This window comes from uncultured Roseobacter sp. (assembly GCF_947496515.1).
Classification (GTDB): Bacteria; Pseudomonadota; Alphaproteobacteria; order Rhodobacterales; family Rhodobacteraceae; genus Roseobacter.
This window is the reverse complement of sequence record NZ_CANMDB010000002.1, coordinates 206,413-224,199: the sequence shown is the minus strand read 5'-3', so window position 1 is coordinate 224,199 and position 17,787 is coordinate 206,413. Positions and strand designations below refer to the sequence as shown.

Annotated in this window: 16 protein-coding genes; 6 read left to right on the top strand and 10 right to left on the bottom strand. The window is 63.4% G+C overall.

What is annotated here, in order from left to right:
* Positions 1–2: 2 nt before the first annotated feature.
* The 9 genes from urtB to Q1A53_RS04655 form a co-directional block, all read right to left on the bottom strand.
* Entirely contained in the window at positions 3–1,928 is a 1,926-nt protein-coding gene (gene urtB / locus Q1A53_RS04695; RefSeq protein WP_299963441.1) for an urea ABC transporter permease subunit UrtB, read from the bottom strand.
* An 82-nt stretch (positions 1,929–2,010) separates the two neighbouring features.
* Positions 2,011–3,291: an urea ABC transporter substrate-binding protein gene (gene urtA, locus Q1A53_RS04690; RefSeq protein WP_299963439.1), complete on the bottom strand. Its 1,281-nt coding sequence runs from the start codon at positions 3,289–3,291 to the stop codon at positions 2,011–2,013.
* A 311-nt stretch (positions 3,292–3,602) separates the two neighbouring features.
* On the bottom strand, positions 3,603–5,846 hold the full coding sequence (gene ptsP / locus Q1A53_RS04685; protein ID WP_299963437.1) for a phosphoenolpyruvate--protein phosphotransferase: 2,244 nt from the start codon (positions 5,844–5,846) through the stop codon (positions 3,603–3,605).
* 47 nt (positions 5,847–5,893) lie between these two features.
* Complete coding sequence (locus tag Q1A53_RS04680; protein ID WP_299963435.1) at positions 5,894–7,132, bottom strand: aspartate kinase; 1,239 nt, start codon at positions 7,130–7,132, stop codon at positions 5,894–5,896.
* An 81-nt stretch (positions 7,133–7,213) separates the two neighbouring features.
* Entirely contained in the window at positions 7,214–7,849 is a 636-nt protein-coding gene (locus tag Q1A53_RS04675) for an SDR family oxidoreductase (RefSeq protein ID WP_299963433.1), read from the bottom strand.
* 4 nt (positions 7,850–7,853) lie between these two features.
* Positions 7,854–8,279 (bottom strand): DUF1178 family protein, encoded by a 426-nt coding sequence (locus Q1A53_RS04670; protein ID WP_299963431.1) that lies wholly within the window; start codon positions 8,277–8,279, stop codon positions 7,854–7,856.
* Between the two features lie 64 nt (positions 8,280–8,343).
* On the bottom strand, positions 8,344–8,805 hold the full coding sequence (locus Q1A53_RS04665) for an NUDIX hydrolase (RefSeq protein WP_299963429.1): 462 nt from the start codon (positions 8,803–8,805) through the stop codon (positions 8,344–8,346).
* 307 nt (positions 8,806–9,112) lie between these two features.
* Positions 9,113–9,874, bottom strand: coding sequence for an EcsC family protein (locus Q1A53_RS04660; protein ID WP_299963427.1), 762 nt, complete (start codon positions 9,872–9,874; stop codon positions 9,113–9,115).
* 99 nt (positions 9,875–9,973) lie between these two features.
* Entirely contained in the window at positions 9,974–10,480 is a 507-nt protein-coding gene (locus Q1A53_RS04655) for an N-acetyltransferase (protein ID WP_299964438.1), read from the bottom strand.
* Positions 10,481–10,565: 85 nt separating this feature from the next.
* Between Q1A53_RS04655 and Q1A53_RS04650 the strand changes: the two genes are divergently transcribed.
* Both Q1A53_RS04650 and Q1A53_RS04645 read left to right on the top strand, forming a co-directional pair.
* Positions 10,566–11,171, top strand: coding sequence for a flavin reductase family protein (locus Q1A53_RS04650; RefSeq protein WP_299963425.1), 606 nt, complete (start codon positions 10,566–10,568; stop codon positions 11,169–11,171).
* A 182-nt stretch (positions 11,172–11,353) separates the two neighbouring features.
* Entirely contained in the window at positions 11,354–12,181 is an 828-nt protein-coding gene (locus Q1A53_RS04645; protein ID WP_299963423.1) for a GMP synthase, read from the top strand.
* Positions 12,182–13,088: 907 nt separating this feature from the next.
* Here the strand turns inward: Q1A53_RS04645 and Q1A53_RS04640 are convergent.
* Entirely contained in the window at positions 13,089–14,717 is a 1,629-nt protein-coding gene (locus Q1A53_RS04640; RefSeq protein WP_299963421.1) for a SulP family inorganic anion transporter, read from the bottom strand.
* 295 nt (positions 14,718–15,012) lie between these two features.
* Between Q1A53_RS04640 and Q1A53_RS04635 the strand changes: the two genes are divergently transcribed.
* Genes Q1A53_RS04635 through Q1A53_RS04620 form a run of 4 tightly spaced genes read left to right on the top strand, consistent with a single transcriptional unit; the run spans position 15,013 to position 17,763 of the window.
* Entirely contained in the window at positions 15,013–15,885 is an 873-nt protein-coding gene (locus Q1A53_RS04635) for an S-methyl-5'-thioadenosine phosphorylase (protein ID WP_299963419.1), read from the top strand.
* Positions 15,882–16,553: a DUF2927 domain-containing protein gene (locus tag Q1A53_RS04630; protein WP_299963417.1), complete on the top strand. Its 672-nt coding sequence runs from the start codon at positions 15,882–15,884 to the stop codon at positions 16,551–16,553. The genes Q1A53_RS04635 and Q1A53_RS04630 overlap by 4 nt, the downstream gene beginning before the upstream one ends.
* Before the next feature lie 47 nt (positions 16,554–16,600).
* Positions 16,601–17,221 (top strand): LysE family translocator, encoded by a 621-nt coding sequence (locus Q1A53_RS04625; RefSeq protein WP_299963414.1) that lies wholly within the window; start codon positions 16,601–16,603, stop codon positions 17,219–17,221.
* A gap of 11 nt (positions 17,222–17,232) precedes the next feature.
* Entirely contained in the window at positions 17,233–17,763 is a 531-nt protein-coding gene (locus Q1A53_RS04620) for an adenine phosphoribosyltransferase (RefSeq protein ID WP_299963412.1), read from the top strand.
* The last annotated feature ends 24 nt before the right edge of the window (positions 17,764–17,787 follow it).

The following is a 17,787-nucleotide window of genomic DNA, read 5'->3' as shown; positions in this document are numbered from 1 at the left end:
GATCAGTCCGCCGCCGCCCGGCCCTTGAGCGCGACGATGCCCTTGGGTCGGAACTGGATGAAAAGAATGATGAAGAGGATCATGTAGGTCTGCGCCGCAAGCGTGTTCGAGGGGTTCAGCCACTCGATCCCCTTTTGCAAAAAGCCGATCAGCGAGGCACCCGCGAGCGTGCCCCAGACATTGCCGACACCGCCCACCACCACGGTCATGAAGCTCTGCACGATATAATCCGCGCCCATCTCGGAGGTCACCTTGGCGTATAGACCAATCGCCACCCCCGCGATGCCAGCGATACCGGAACCCAAACCGAAGGTCAGCATATTGATGCGGTCCGGGTTGATGCCCATGCTCGCTGCCATCCCGGGGTTCTGGGTGACCGCGCGCACCTCCAGACCCAGCCGGGTGCGTTTGAGCACGAAGAGGATGAGCGCCAGAAACAACAGCGCCAAGACGAAGATCGCGATTCGGATATAGCTGATCTGGATGACGTCAGAGATCACCCAGGCCCCGCTCAGCCAGTCGGGCGAGGTCAGAGGCCGGGCCTGTGTGCCAAAGATATTCTTGGCCAACTGCTGCAATGCGATGGAGATCCCGAAGGTGGCCAGCAGCGTCTCCAACGGGCGGTGATAAAGATGGCGGATCACCAGCCGCTCCATCGTGACACCTGCGGCAAAGGTCACCGCAAAGGCCACCGGCAGAGCGACAAGGATGGCAATGGTGTAGTCCGGGATGAACAACTGGATCACGTAGCCGGTGTAGGCGCCCATCATGATGAATTCGCCATGCGCCATGTTGATGACGCCCATTACACCGAAGGTGATGGCCAGACCGATGGCGGCCAGAAAGTAGATCGACGCCAACGACAACCCATCGAGCGCCAGATCCGCCGCTTGGGCGAATGCCACGCGCTGCTCGACCGAGGCGAGCGCGGCCTCTGCGGCCTCGGTAATCGCCGCATTGTCCTCATCATAAAGCTCGTAGAACACGAACGCCGCGAGAGCCGCATCGCGGGTCGTCTGCGTCACCAGCGGCGGCGCCAGCCCGTCGCGTGCGAGCGCGGCGTAGGCCCGTTCACGCGCGGCATCGGTGCTCAGCTGCGCCAGCGGTACACCACCCACGGTCCCACCGTCGATATTCGCCTCCAGTGCAGCACGAATGGTCGCGGGACCGGTCTGGGCAGGGGCGAAGCCTGCTTCTACCAACTCGGCATAGAAGTCATCCGGCGCCTCCATCGGGTCGAGGATACGCGCGATGTTTCCTTCTGGCTCGGTTGAGGCGACACCCGTATCGCGCGTCAGGATCTGGTTGAGGACACTGCGCGCCTCCACCGAGGTATCAGCCGCCAACGAATTGATCGCCTCGATCCGCGCTTCTGCCGTTTCGCCAAAGCGCGCGGTCAGGAAGTTTGCCAGTTGTATTTTGCGCGCGCGCAGTTCTTCGTCCGCCTCACCGTCGATGGACGCCACCAGCGGCGCCAGCTGATCCGCTGCGGGGCGCCGCGCGATGGATTCCACGGCGGACTGACGCCGCGCGATATCCGGGTCTGCCAGCTGGAACTGCACCAGCGCCGTGCCGATCACGCGCCGCACGCCGCCGTTGGGCCGCAACTGGGTGTAGCCATCGTCTGGCACCGTGCGGGTCTCGCCGCTGTCCACGTCCTCCAGCACCAGCGTATCGCCGTCCTCGGTACCGAAAAAGAAAACGCCGTCAGGGCCCTGCCATACGCTGCGGCCAGCCCACTGCTCCAGAAACCGCGGGACCTGAGGCAGACCGGAGGCTACCAGATCGTCGAGCATCACACCGACACTGCGCCGGGACGGTTTCGCAACTTCTTCTGCGTGGGTTTGCAAAAGCGGCTGCAGGTCTTGGGCCTGCACCTTAATGCAGGTGCCGCAGAGCACCGCAAAGGCCAGGAAAATCGCGCGCATATCAGGAGGCTTTCGGGGGAAGGACGTCAATCGCCTTGGGGAAGGCGTCGGGCCCGGTGCGTGCCGGACCCGACATCTGATGTCAGTAGTTGGACGTCAGCTGCACGCAGGTGTTGGTTTCCACGTTGTACATGCCGCAGCCCAGTTCCTGCCAATCCGATTTCAGGATCTTGGAGGCGGGCAGGAAATCCGTCCAGGCATCGCCCGGCACCTCTGCGGTCTGCGAGATGATGTCGAACTGACCGTCCGCCGTGATCTCACCGATCAGAACCGGCTTGGCGAGGTGGTGGTTGGGCAACATGACCGCCGTCCCGCCTGTGAGGTTCGGGAATTCCTGACCGTACATGGCGTCGCGCACCGCATCCACATCGGTGCTTTCGGCTGCTTCGACAGCGTTCACCCACATGTTGAAGCCGATGTAATGCGCCTCCATCGGATCGTTGGTCACGCGGTCCTCGCCTGCGAAATCCTTCCACGCGGCGATGAATTCGGCGTTGGCATCCGTCTCGGCGGACTGGAAGTAGTTCCACGCCGCCAGATGGCCCACGAGGTTGGACGTATCGAGGCCCGAAAGCTCTTCTTCGCCCACGGAGAACGCCACCACGGGGATGTCGTCCGCCGACACGCCTGCCGCTGCAAGTTCCTTGTAGAAGCCGATGTTGGCGTCGCCGTTGATCGTGGAGATAACGCCCACTTGCTTGCCGTCTTCACCCAAAGCCACCACGTCCGACACGATGGTCGCCCAGTCCGAATGGCCGAACGGCGTGTAGTTCACAAAAATGTCGTCCTCTGCTATGCCGTTGTCCTGCAGATACTGCTCCAGGATGTTGTTAGTGGTGCGCGGGTAGACGTAGTCGGTCCCTAGCAGGGCAAACTTCTCAACACCCAGCTCTTCGAGGAAGTAATCCACCGCCGGGATCGCCTGCTGGTTGGGCGCCGCTCCGGTGTAGAAGACGTTCTTGGAGCTTTCCTCACCCTCATACTGCACCGGGTAGAACAGCAGGCCATTCAGCTCTTCGATCACCGGCAGCACCGATTTGCGGCTGACAGACGTCCAGTTGCCAAAGATCACGTCAACCTCGTGCACGGTCAGCAATTCGCGTGCTTTCTCAGCGAAAAGCGGCCAGTCAGACGCCGGATCCACCACCACGGCCTCGATCTCGCAGCCCAGCACGCCACCGGCGGCGTTCTGCTTTTCGATCAGCATCAGCATCGTGTCTTTCAGCGTCGTCTCAGAGATGGCCATGGTGCCGGACAAAGAATGCAGCACGCCGACCTTGATCGGATCGGCGCATTCCGCCGCCGCCAGGACGGTCGATCCCAGCAAGGCCGCGGCAGTCATGGAAGAAAGTTTAAACGTCATGGTTCGTATAGACCCCTGTTTGTGCTGCGGATGAGGCAAAGCATTTGAGCCTTTTTCTGGGAGCATCGGCCCCGGACAAACCCGCAACGGTTGTATCTAAAGGGGAGGAGGTCGAATGCATTTTGACAGCTCCCCCGGCAGTCAGATTTCACGCCCCTTTCTGGGACTGGCCGGAGTAAGAGCCAAGTTCCGCCGGGACGCCATAAAAGGCAGCAGATCGCACAGTAACTGCGCTGAAACGCCTAAAATCCGGTCGGAATTGCGTATAACTGCGCAAATAGAGGGCGATCTCTCGATGAAATGCGCGGCGGTCAGCCCTGGCTGCGGAGCCACTCCATGACCGCCGGGCGTACCGACATCTCGCCGCGGTGACGCGCATCGGCGATCACCTTGCGGACCTGGCCGAGATCACTGCGGCGCAACAGGCTTTTTACAGGACCGATGGAGGCAGGCCGCATGGACAGGCTGCGCAGACCGATGGCGGCCAGACACATCGCCTCCACCGGGCGGCCCGCATCCTCGCCGCAAAAGGACAGGGGTGTGCCCGTGCGGGCGCAGCGCTCGACGATCCCTTCAATAAAGCTGAGGAACGACACATTCAGCGTGTCATAGCGCCGCCGCACGCGTTCATTCTCGCGGTCGGCGGCAAAGAAGAACTGCTTGAGGTCATTGCCCCCGATAGAGAGGAAATCCACCTCCTCGAAGAACTTCATCGGCGCAAAGGCGAGGCTGGGAGTTTCGAGCATCGCGCCGATCTCGACGGTTTCAGGCAGTACATGACCCAGCCGTTCCTCGGCGGCGAGGGTCTTGTCCATCAACCGGCGCGCCGTGCGGTATTCCTCGAACTGCGCCACGAAGGGGAACATCACCGTCAAAGGGCGCCCGTTGGCTGCGCGGATCAGCGCCTGAAGCTGCATGCGCATGATACCGGGTTTGTCCAGCCCGACCCGGATCGCCCGCCAGCCGAGCGCGGGGTTTGGCTCGTCATTGGGCTTCATATAGGGCAGCACCTTGTCCGAGCCGATGTCCAGCGTGCGAAAGATCACCCGCTTGCCCGCCGCCGCATCCAGCACCCGGGCGTAGAGCGCCACCAGCTCTGACCGGCGCGGCATCTGGTTGCGCACCAGAAACTGCAGCTCCGTCCGGAAAAGCCCCACCCCTTCGGCCCCCGAACTGGGCAGCGAGGGCAGATCCGCCATCAGCCCCGCATTCATATGCAACGACAAAACGGCACCATCGGGGGTTTCCGCGCGCATATCGCGGATCGAGGCATAGCGTTCCTGTGCAGCCGCCAGCATCGCGATCTTGTCGCGAAAGGCGGTGACCACCGTATCATCGGGGCGCAGGTGCACGATCCCTTGTTCGCCGTCGATCAGGATGTGGTCCCCGTTCAGCGCCTCGGTGGTTGCCCGCTCTGCGTGGACGACAAGCGGAATGGCAAGCGCCCGCGCGACGATGGCCGCGTGGCTGCCAACGGAGCCTTCCTCCAGCACAATGCCTTTGAGCGCACGGCCATACTCCAGCAGTTCCGCCGGACCAATGTTGCGGGCGATCAGGATCGGATCAGCGGGCATCTCGGCACCGGTGTCCTTGCCCTGCCCCGTCAGGATCCGCAGCAACCGGTTGCTGAGATCATCCAGATCGCTCAGCCTCTCGCGCAGGTACTGATCCGTGACCTGCCCCATGCGGGCACGTGCGACCGACTGTTCCTTTTCCACCGCCGCCTCGGCGGAGAGGCCACTGCCGACATCCTCCTCCATCCGGCGCATCCAGCCCTTGGAGTTGGCGAACATCCGGTACGCTTCGAGCACCTGGCGCTGATCCGCGTCCTGCTGACCGGCCAGCTCCATCATCTTGTCCACGCCGACGCGCAGCTGCTCAACCGCCTCGCGCAAGCGTTCCAGCTCGCGCGCGGGATCCTCGGCGATGGGGTTGGTGACCACCACCCGCGGCTCGTGCAGCCAGACGTGGCCTTCGGCGGCGCCCTCCTGTCCCACCGTGCCGCGGAACATCGCCGGTTGCGAATGGCGCGCCGACATCGCGGCCCCATCGCCGGTGAAGGCGCCCAGCTCGGTCATCTCTGCCAGCACCATGGCGACGACTTCCAGCGCATAGACCTCATCGGCGGAGAATTCGCGCGCGGTCTTGGACTGCACCACCAGCACACCGAGCGCGTCCCCCAGCCGCTGGATGGGCACGCCGAGAAAGCTGGAGAATATCTCCTCGCCCGTCTCGGGCATGTAGCGGAACCCTTTGGCCTGCGGCGCATCGGCCTCATTCACCACGCGGCGACCGCGCGCCACACGGCCCACCAGCCCCTCGCCCAGCTTCATGCGGGTCTTGTGGACCGCATCCGGGTTGAGGCCCTCGGTCGCGCAAAGCTCCAGCGTATTCTCATCGCGAAACAGATAGATGGAGCAGACGTCGCAACTCATGCTGTCCGCGATCAGGGTGGTGATCTTGTCGAGCCGCTCCTGGCCCTCCACATCCCCCGCCATGGCATCCCGAAGACGCCCCAGCAATTTGCGGGATCCGGTCTCAAGACGCTCGCTCAACTGAAAGGGTCTCCCACTTCTGCGGGCAGCGGTCCGCGTGTCGCGGATCAGGCAGCCTTTTCCAATTCGAACGCATCATGCAGCGCCTGCACGGCGAGTTCCATGTATTTCCGGTCGATGAGCACCGAAATCTTGATCTCGGAGGTGGTGATGACGCGGATATTGATCCCTTCCGCACTGAGCACCTGGAACATCTTGGCGGCCACGCCCGTGTGGCTGCGCATGCCGATGCCCACGACGGAGACCTTGGCCACATCGGTATCGGCAATCACGTCGTGATAGTTGATCTGGCCGTCCGCTTTGGCATCCTCGACCGCCTTTTGCGCCCGCGCCACCTGATCGGTTGGACAGGACCAGGTCATATCCGTGCGGCCTTCTTCGGCGATGTTCTGCACGATCATATCCACGTTCACCCCGGCATCGCTGAGGCTGGTAAAGATGCGCGCCGCGATCCCGGGCCGGTCGGCCACACTGACCAATGTCATCTTGGCCTCGTCACGCGAAAAGGCCACACCGGCCACCACATTGCTTTCCATGATATCCTCCTCGTCGCAGACCAGCGTGCCCGCGTTATCAGATTGTTCCTCAAAGCTCGACAGTACCCGCAGGCGCACCTTGTAGCGCATCGCCAATTCCACGGACCGTGTCTGCAATACCTTGGCCCCGAGGCTGGCAAGTTCCAGCATCTCCTCAAAGGCGATCTTTTCGAGCTTACGGGCCTTGGTGCTGACGCGCGGGTCGGTGGTATAGACGCCGTCCACATCAGTGTAGATATCGCAGCGCTCCGCCTCGAAAGCTGCGGCAAAGGCCACCGCGGTCGTGTCCGAGCCACCGCGGCCCAGCGTGGTGATCCGACCCTCGGGGCTGATCCCCTGGAACCCGGCCACCACCGCCACGCGCATGCCTTCGGCAAACTTGGCCATCAGATTGTCGCTGGGGATCTCTTCGATCCGGGCGGAAGCGTGGGCAGAAGTGGTGCGCACCGGCACCTGCCAGCCCTGCCAGCTGCGCGCGGGCACATCCATTTCCTGCAAGGTCAACGCCATCAACCCGGCGGTCACATTCTCGCCCGAGGACACGACAGCGTCGTATTCGCGCGCATCATAGAGTGGGGATGTCTCGCTGACCCAGCCCACCAGCTCATTGGTCTTGCCGGACATGGCCGAGACGATGACGATCACGTCGTAGCCCTTGGCCACCTCCACGCCGACCCGCTTGGCCGCGCGCCGGATACGGTCGAGCGTGGCGACCGAGGTGCCACCGAATTTCATCACCAGAACAGGCATATCTCGCGCCCCTTGCGTTAATCGCGGCGGGTGTACGCGCTGGCGCGCCGAACCACAAGCCACGCCGGTGGCCGCCTGCGCTCAATAAGGATGTGGCCTGCCATCCCATGTCTCAAAGACACCGGTGCGCCCGGGATCCAGCGCATCGAACCGTGCCATCAGACCGCGGACGGATTCCGCAACGGTGATGGCGGCAGCGCTGCCGCCCATATCCGTCTGAACCCAGCCGGGATGGTAGATGCCGACGGCGATGCCGTCCGCCTTCAGGTCACTGGCAAGGTTGCGGCCAATGTTCAGCACCGCGGCCTTGGAGGCGCGGTAAATATAGCTGCCACCGGGCGCATGCTCGGTCGAGGCCATCTGCGAGGAGATGATCGCGATGCGCCCGTGTGCCGCGCGCAGATTGGGCAAGAGCGTCTGAATGCTGAGAAACACGCCGGTCACGTTCACGGCGAAACTTTCGGCCCACTGCGCAGCGGGGTAGCCGTCCTCAAGCCGCGCGCCCTTGTCGAGGTAGACGCCGGCGTTGCAGATCAGCAGATCGACGGGCTGCCCTTCAAGGCTGCGGGCAAAAGCGGCGTGGCGCTCCGGGTTCGACACGTCAAGCGGGTGGGGGCCGTCGCGTGTCGTGCCGATCACACTATCGCCGCGCGCTGCATACCCCTCGGCAAGCCCCACGCCAATCCCGCGGCTCGCGCCGGTGATCACGACCCGCACAGGCTCAGTTCGTCTTGCGGTTGGGCACAAAGGGCAAAGGTGCGACCGGCACGCCGTCCTCGATCAGCTTGCGCGCCTCCGCGCCATTGGCCTCGCCGTAGATCGCACGGTCGGGCACACTGCCCAGATGCATGGAGCGCGCCTCCTCGGCAAAGCGGGGGCCTACGTAGTCCGCGTTGCTCTCCACGTGGCGGCGCAGGTCGGCCAGGGCCTTTTCCTGCGCGGTTGCGGGCGTGGAGAGCGCTTTGCCCGTCTCCACCTTTGCAGGCACCGATACCCGCGGTGCCATCACCGCCTTGTCCACCGCGACCGAGCCGCAGACAGCGCAGGACACGTGGCCCGCTGCCTTGAGTTGATCGAATGCAGCGCCAGACTGAAACCAGCTGTCGAAATCATGACCTTCTTCGCATCTGAGCGCGTATTGAATCATGCGGCGAAGTCTTTCCCAAAGTCCTTAACAACTCTTTATGAGATGGGACAGGATGCCCCCGGGGTCAAGCCGTCGCCCGTGGGTCGAAATCGCGCAGGATGCGCGCAAGCTCCGGCTCATCGACCACTTGGGCCGCTTTTTTGCGGGACATCCACTGGCGGGTCCGCTGGTGCGCCTCGGGATAGTCATCGGCCAGCGTATCAACCCGCACCGCAAAGACCATGGCCAGACAGGGCAGTGCACCGAACTCTTCGGCATCCTTGCGGTAGGAGAAAATGCCCAGACAGCGACCGTCCGATGTCCCGCGCACACCGGCCTCCTCCCAGGCTTCCTGCATGGCGCAGGCGGCGGGCGTGCGCCCGTCCATCGGCCAGCCCTTGGGCACGATCCAGCGGCCCGACCCGCGCGAGGTGATCATCAACACCCGGACCTTGTTCTTGCGGATCCGGTAGCAGAGCGCGGCAAACTGGGTGCGCAGATTGCGCTTGCCCGCCCCGGCAATGGATATGGGCAATTGCTTGATCATCAACCGGTCCCACTATCCGGCGCGTGGATACGGCCGTTCCCGAGAAACATGGGCGGAACTATGCCGCACAAAGGGTGTTTTCACAATGGAGCGGGTCGCAAAGGTCAGAATGCCTGGGGATGCCGACCCGCTCGCCTGCTAGACGCCCTGCACAGCAGGAGTAGTGGCGGGCGGTTCTCTGGTCGCCCGATTTCTCCGGCGAGATCTGGCATTCCTCGGCGGGCACGACCTTAGGGTCAGGGCACGCCCCAGCAAGGGCACCGTCCAGTGGCCGGGCGACACCCGCGGCCCTCGGCGCGCAGCTGTCCTAGCGGGGCTTGCGCGCCACCAAACGCTGACGCAGGCGCGCCACCAGATCGTTCAACGGGACATCCGCGTCGATGGCCAGCCTGCGCAATCCGAAATGAACATGCGCCATTTCCTGGTAGTAATTGGTGTAGGTGTAATTCGTCACCGCGCCCGCCACGGCACCCAGAACCGGAACGGTCTGGGCCGCCAGCTTCTGGCCCAGCACGGTTGCGAGCCGTGGTGCCACGCGCGCGATGATGCCCTGCAATGCCGCACCGGTCAGAGTCACGCGTGCGGACAGGAACCCAAGATCGGCGCCATCGTCCTTCTCCAGCGGTCCTGCCGACGCAAAGACCTCGATGCAATCAAACTGCACGCTCTGGCTCGTGGGGTCGAACCCGTGTTCTGCGGCGACCCCCTGAATGATCCGCAACAGCAGGGTGGTCGTCACCGGCAGTTCAGCCAGCGCGGTCGGCAGGCCACCCGCGCCGCCCGCAGCCCCCATCGCCGTGCCCACGGCACGGTTGAGCCATCCGCTCTGGTCCGGGACCACGCCGCGGCTGGTCTGCGCCAGCTTCATCGCCTGTTCCAACGCCCGGCGGGTTGCATCTTGCAACCCGGTCCGCGCCGGTTTCGGCAACCGGTCAAGCAGCCCTTCGGCCCGCCCTCCGACGAGGTTGAGCACATCGATCGCACCGCTGCCAGCCCGTGCGTAGCGCTCTGCCAGCGCGTCAAGCTCCCGGTCCAGTTCGACCGGCGCCACCTGTGTGATGTTCTCCATGTGCGCCCCTTTACGCTGTCCGGCCAGCTTGGCGCATCCCATCCGGGATCCACCGTGGTCTCCGCCTATACGCTCTAGGTGGGGAACGTCCGGCAGTTTTCAATCAGGAAAAGCACGCGCCTCAGGCCAGCGGGTGACAGGGCCCGTGACCCCCACCCAGGCGTCCCCGGCAAGTGCCCGGCCCAGCACACGTTCTGGGTTCGTGGGCGGTGGCATCACCACATGATCAAGCCTGGTAAACCCAAAACGCTGGTAGTAGGGGGCGTCCCCCACCAGCATGACACGCAACCAGCCGCGCGCCGCGGCTGCAACCAGCGAATGGCGCATCAGCTGACCTGCGAGCCCTTCTCCCTGACGGGTCGGATGTACCGCAATCGGCCCCAGCAACAAGCTCGGCTGCCCCCCGGTCAGCACGGGCCAGTACCGGACGGCCCCGGCGAGGATCCCATCGGCGTCTCTCGCGACCGTATTCAGTGCGGCCACCGGCGCCACATCATCGCGCAAGCGGTAGGACGACAGCGCCTCCCGCCCCGGCGCAAAGCTCAGATCAAAGAGCGCCTCGACCTCATAGACGTCCTGCGCACGCTCGGGGATCAGGTGGTACATGGTGGCGCGCGGGACCGGAGCTGGTTTCGGGTAGCTGGGGCCTAGCACATGGGCTACACCGGCTGCAAACATCTCGGAGTGCCCCATGTTCTACCGCCCCGCCGACGGCCACGGCCTGCCCCACAGCCCCTTCAATGCCATCGTCAGCCCGCGCCCCATCGGCTGGATCTCGACCCGCGACGCAGCCGGACAAAACAACTTGGCCCCTTATTCTTTCTTCAACGCCGTAGCGTACGTACCGCCGCAGGTCATGTTCGCCTCCACCAGCGCCAAGGCCGACCGGGGCGACACCAAGGACAGCGTGGCCAACATCCGCGAGACGGGTGTCTTCTGCGTCAACATCGTGGAATACGCGATGCGGGACGCGATGAACGCCTCCTCGGCGCCCTTGGACCGGGAACAGGACGAGTTCGAAACTGCAGGAATCACCCCCACCCCCTGCAGCGAGATCGACTGCGCCCGGGTGGGGAACGCGCCCGCCTCGCTGGAGTGCCGGATGACACAGATCATCAAACTGGAAGGCGAAAGCAACTATGCCGTTTTCGGTGAGGTGGTCGGCGTTCACATCCGCGATGATACGCTGGTGGAAGGCCGTTTTGACGTCACCCGCTTTCACCCGCTGAGCCGGATGGGCTACCGCGACTACACCCGGGTCCGGGACGTCTTTGAGCTCAGGCGCCCGGGGGACTAGCGCCGGCCGGTATCGAGCATGGTCTGGCGATACCACGCCCCGGCTACGATCAGGCGGCGTACAGCCGCGCGCCGCTGGCGCAGGATCGGGCAGGCTTTCGGATCTCCGCGTCAGAGACGGCATTTTATGATAGTCTGACGCAAGGGTGGCCCTCGTCACCTCGATTTCCGAAGGACAGTATTATGACGCATTTCAATCATTCGATTATCCGTGCGGCGGTGTGGAATCTCGCTGGCTTTACCTTGCCCGGGCGATCTGTGGGCATTTCGGCGCGCTCCAAAAAAGCGGAGAAACAGGCCGAAGGCCTGGCCCTGCTCGATGCGGAGTTTGTCACACTCGTGGAGGTCTCGCCGCTGGGCTACATCGAAACGCTGGTCGACAAGCTCAAGGCATATGGGGTGGACTACAACTACACCGTCCTGCCGCAAAAATCTGGCAACATTCACATCGGTTTTCTGCACAAGCCCGGCATCACGGTCAGCAACCCGCGCTTCATCGAGGGCTCCGAGGGCACGTACGCGCGTGGCAGGCAAGCGCTGGCCGTTGACGTGAAGATCGCCAAGCTGAAGGCCATTGTGATCGGCGTTCACCTCAAATCCGGCCGCAACCGCAAGGACCAGCAGATGCGCGACAGCCAGTGCAAAGCCATTGGCGAGCATATTACAGGCATCCACCAGACGCCGGGCCTGAAACGTCGTGCCATCTTTCTCATGGGGGATTTCAACATGATCCCCGGGCAGGATGTCTCCAACTTCCACTATCTGGGCGGCGATGACGTGATGGATTTCGTCTCATCCTGGGATCTGCAGGATCGCTTCTCGCACATACTGGAGAAGGGCCGCGCCAATCTGCTTGATGGGTTTGCGGTCAGTCGCAATTTCTCAACCGACTACATCAAAGGCAGCCTGCGGCTGTTCCCCATGCACTGGACCATGGACATGGGTCGGGAAGCGTTCCGGCGCAGTGTTTCGGACCATTTACCTTTTGTGGCAAGCTTCAAGATCTACTAGTCATGGTTGAGGCCAGTTGAACCGTCGCCAAGGGCCATCGATGGCCCTTGCCACCGCAACGATCAAACCGGGTTCCCGGCTGGCGAGCTCAATAGCCCATCTCAGTGGTTCGCCCCGTTTGCAAATTCATGTCTTTGCAAGGGGCACGCGACAGAGGTCGAATTGCGCGACAAACCGGACGCGCGTCCGGTTCGCGTAGCGGCTGCCCGCACCGTAAAACACCAAGGGCATCCGGACGCAGCTGGGCACACCGAACCCTCGCGCGCAGAGAGCCGCGAGAGGCCCGATCCAACCATCGTGCCGGACGGCAAAGTGTCAGCTTCCGGCGTGATCCGCGTTCTGAACGTCGCCCTACACACCATCGGTTCCGGACATCACTCGCAGGTGCCGATTGCAGCCAACTATTTGCGGCCGGTAGCACCATCCATGTGCAGCTTAGAGGATGAGCCTGTGGTATCTTCGGCGATAGAGCCCAAGGCAACCTGGAGATATCCGCACTTCCTGTAACGCCAGCGCTGTCTGGGTAACCTGCCTTGCACCGTGTTGGAACTTGAGGGGCGAAAGAGCGCTCCGGCAGATCTGCCCCAATGCGACCCGTTGTCATCGACACTGGACCCCACAGAGCATGTCTTTGTCGCATCCGGTCAATTGTGCCGACTTGCTGGCCCGACAAGACCCGGCGCTCTGTAACAACTGCGGGCACGCTATAGACGCAAAGAGCGCTGGCGCAAAACATGACACGCCTCAGGCGCAGCAGCAACTATCCCCGACCCGTCGGATGTAGAGAAGCCCGCATAGACCTGCCACCCACGAAAGCCGGATACAGCCGGACCCACCGACGATCGCATCCCGCAGTGGGACGGTGGGCGGGGCGCCTTGGCCGAAAGGCCAACAGCGCCGGCCACCGTTAGTGCCCTCCGAGGATCCCGGTGCGCACCTGGTAGTTCACCGCCAGCTCATATTCCGGATCATCGTCGCTATCGACCATCAGGTGTCCGGCCTTGGTGAGCAACCGGTGACAGTCCCGCGACAAATGCCGCAACTGCAACCGCTTGCCGACACTTTCGTACTTGCCCGCGACCGCCTCGATCGCCTGCAGCGCCGACTGGTCCACCACCCGGCTGTCCGCGAAATCCACGATCACCTCGGAGGGGTCACCCGCTACGTCAAAAAGCTCCGCAAACCCCTCCGACGAGCCAAAGAACAACGGCCCCTGCACCTGATAGACCCGCGCGCCTTCCGGCGTCGTATAGGTCTTGGCGTAGATCCGCCGCGCATTGTTCCACGCATAGGCCAAGGCACTGACGATCACACCAACGACCACCGCCACGGCGAGATCCTCCATCACGGTCACCACCGTGACCAGCAGGATCACAAAGGCATCCATCAGCGGTACCTTTCGCAGGATGGTCAGGCTGTTCCACGCGAACGTCCCGATCACCACCATGAACATCACACCAACAAGCGCTGCCAGCGGGATGAGCTCGATCACGGACGACCCCACGAGGATAAAGAGCAGCAGGAAAACGGCCGCCGAGATCCCCGCCACCCGCGTCCGACCGCCGGATTTCACGTTGATCATGGACTGTCCGATCATCGCACAACCGCCCATGCCGCCAAAGAAGCCCGTGACCGTATTGGCCACCCCTTGCGCGATACACTCCTGGCTCGCCCCGCCGCGCTGGTTGGTCATGTCACCCACCAAGTTGAGCGTCAGCAGGCTCTCGATCAGCCCGATAGCGGCCAGGATCACCGCATAAGGCAGGATGATCTCGAACGTATCCCAGTTGAGCGGTACCATCGGAATGTGCAGGCTCGGGAACCCACCCTGGATCGAGGCCAGATCGCCCACGCGCGGCACGTCAAGACCGAAGGCGATCACGACAGCCGCGACAATGCCGATGCCCGCCAACGGTGCAGGGATCACACGGGTGATCCGCGGCATCACCCAGATGATCGCCATGGTCACCGCCACCAGCGCCAGCATCAGGTAAAGCGGCGGACCCGACAACCATTCACCACCACCCATCCCGTGGCCCGTGTTCTCCATCGTGCCCGGCACCTTGAACTGGCTCATCTGCGCCAGAAAGATCACGATGGCCAGCCCGTTCACAAAACCCAACATCACCGGATGCGGCACCAGCCGGATGAACTTGCCCCACTGCATCACCCCCGCAATCATCTGCAGGATGCCCATCAGCACCACAGTGGCAAAGAGATATTCCACACCATGCTGCGCCACCAGCGCGACCATGACGACAGCCAACGCGCCCGTCGCACCCGAAATCATACCGGGCCGGCCACCGATCAGCGCGGTGATCAGCCCCACAAGAAACGCCGCATAGAGCCCCACCAGCGGGTGCACCCCGGCCACAAAGGCAAAGGCGACCGCCTCCGGCACAAGCGCCAGCGCCACGGTCAGGCCCGACAGTAATTCGATCCGCAACCGCGACGGCGAAAAGCCATCCTCCGGCATCCATCGCAGGTCCGTGATTGCAAGGTTCTTAGTAAAGCTGCGGAACGTCGCGCGCGCCATATGAATATCCTGATGTCGGGTCAAAGGGCAGACCGGCGGCAGCCCGGGCCCCGTTGATGCGGTCCCTAGACCCATTCGCCTGAAATGAAAACCCCGCCTGTGGTGCCAGATCAAGGTAAAGAAGCGATGAACCGACGCCCCCTGAAAGGATAAGGCCTGCCCAGCCCGGCACGTATCACCCACTTGCCAAGGGGACCTCGCCGGGAGTGATCCAGCGAATTTCTCTGCCCCAGCCCATTGATTTCACCCCGCAATCCCGGCACGATCAACCCTGCCCAACAGGATGGAACCGCCCATGACAGCCCCCAAGATCGCCGTGATCGGCGGCTCCGGCATCTACGAGATCGACGGTTTGGAAAATGCCGACTGGCAGAGCGTGGACAGCCCGTGGGGCACACCGTCCGATGCGATCCTGACCGGCACGCTGGACGGGACGGACATGGTCTTTCTGCCCCGGCACGGGCGCGGACACGTCCATTCGCCCAGCACCGTGCCCTACCGCGCCAACATCGACGCGCTGAAACGGCTGGGCTGCACGGATGTCATCTCCGTCTCGGCCTGCGGATCCTTTCGCGAAGAAATGGCGCCGGGAGATTTCGTGCTGGTGGACCAGTTCATCGACAGAACCTTCGCACGGGAAAAATCCTTCTTTGGCACCGGCTGCGTGGCGCATGTCTCCGTGGCGCACCCCACCTGCCCGCGGCTGACCGCCGCCTGCAAGCAGGCCGCCACGGACGCGGGCATCACCGTACACGACGGCGGCACTTACCTCGCGATGGAAGGGCCGCAGTTCTCGACGCTGGCGGAATCCAAGATGTACCGGACAAGCTGGGGCGCGGATGTGATCGGCATGACCAACATGCCGGAGGCGAAGCTCGCCCGCGAAGCGGAGCTTTGCTACGCCTCCGTCGCCATGATCACCGATTACGACAGCTGGCATCCCGATCACGGCGAGGTCGATGTGACACAGATCATCGCCACCCTGATGGGCAACGCCGACAAAGGGCGCGAGCTGGTCCGCCGCCTGCCCGCAATCCTCGGCCCCGAACGCCCGGCCTGCCCACATGGCTGCGACCGCGCGCTGGAATACGCCATCCTCACGAGGCCGGACGCCCGTGATCCGTCCCTCGTCGCCAAGCTGGACGCGGTGGCAGGTCGCGTTCTGTGAAACCACTGCTTGTCAGCCTGATGTTGCTTGTGGGCACGGGGGCAAGCGCCGATGACTTCGTCTCGGTACCGGAGGGACCCCTCTCAGATAAGGATTTCTATCGTCTGGTCGCCTGTTCCGCGTCGCCAAAGGCGGCCTGCAAGGACAGGATCGTCCGCTGGCCAGTGGTTGCCGCGGCAGACCTGACCGTCGGGATCGTTGCGATCGATCCTGACTTCCCACGCTCAAGCCGGGCGCTGATCCGACGCGCGCTCTCGACCGCAATCGCCGAGATCAATGCAGCAGGTGCCGGGCTGACACTGCGGCTTGCACCGGTGGGTGCGCGTCCGGATATCGCCGTTCACCTGCTCGGGCTGGAGGAAACGGATGTCATTGATGGCAGCATCGACCCTGACCTCGCCGGGGGCGAGATGGGTGCTGGCTATGTCTATGTCTGGTGGAACGGTCGGGGCGAAATCACCCGCGCCATTATCGCCTTTGCGCGCGATATTCATCCCGATGATATCCGGTCCATCGCACTGGAAGAACTTGTTCAAGCGACCGGTTTGCTGACCGATATCGACAATCCCTGGTACAGGCGGCGGTCGATCTTTTCCCAAGACAGCAATGAAGTGACCCGGCTCCAGCCTCAGGATCTCATGGCGCTGCGCCGCCACTATCCGCCCTGATGCTCTGACCCTTTGGCTCTCACACTATCTTCGAAAAGGATACCGACATGCCGCTTGACCTCTGGCTCACATTCGTCGCCGCCTCCACCGCGCTGCTGCTCATCCCCGGCCCCACCGTGCTGCTGGTGCTGAGCTACGCGCTGTCAAAAGGACGCTCAGTCGCCGTGGCCTCCGCCGCGGGCGTTGCGGTGGGCGATCTGGTGGCCATGACCGCCTCGTTGCTGGGTTTGGGCGCACTGGTGCTGGCCTCGGCCACCGCCTTTACGGTGCTCAAGTGGGTTGGCGCGCTCTACCTCATCTGGTTGGGGATCAAGCTGATCCGGACCGCGCCCCGCGACGGGCTGACACCGGCGCGCGACGTCACCGCCGGAGGTGTCTTTAGCCACGCCGCGGCTGTCACCGCGCTCAACCCCAAATCCATCGCCTTCTTCATTGCCTTCGTGCCCCAGTTCATCCGGCCCGACGCCCCCCTGCTGCCGCAGTTCACACTCCTGATCGCCACCTTTTGCACGCTCGCCGCCCTCAACGCACTGGCCTACGCCCTGCTCGCCGACCGTCTGCGCGGTGTCATCGCGCGGCCCGCCATCGTCACCTGGCTGACCCGTGCCGGCGGCGCCACCCTCATCGGCATGGGGGTGCTCACCGCAACCCTGCGCCGCGCCAACTGAAAGACCTCCCGATGAAAACCGTTCAGGACTATATCCGCACCATCGTCGATTTCCCGCACGAAGGGATCATGTTCCGCGATGTCACCACGCTCTTTGCCGATCCGCGCGGGTTTCGCATGGCCATCGACCAGATGCTGCACCCTTACGCCGGGCTGGAAATCGACAAGGTCGTCGGGCTCGAAGCGCGCGGCTTTATCCTCGGCGGCGCCATCGCGCATCAGCTCTCGGTGGGCTTCGTGCCGATCCGCAAGAAAGGCAAACTGCCCGGCACCACCATCAGTCAGGATTATACGCTGGAATACGGTGAAGCCATCGTCGAGATCCACGACGACGCCATCGCAGCGGGTGAGAAAGTCCTCGTTGTGGACGATCTGCTGGCCACAGGCGGCACCGCAGAAGCCGGGATCAAGCTCATCGAAAGACTGGGGGGAGAGATCGTCTCCTGCGCCTTCATCATCGACCTGCCGGATCTGGGCGGCCGCGCCCGGTTGGAAGCCATGGGCATGGAGGTCCACGCGCTCTGCGCCTTCGACGGCGACTGAGACGCGCCCAAAGCGTCCCGTAAA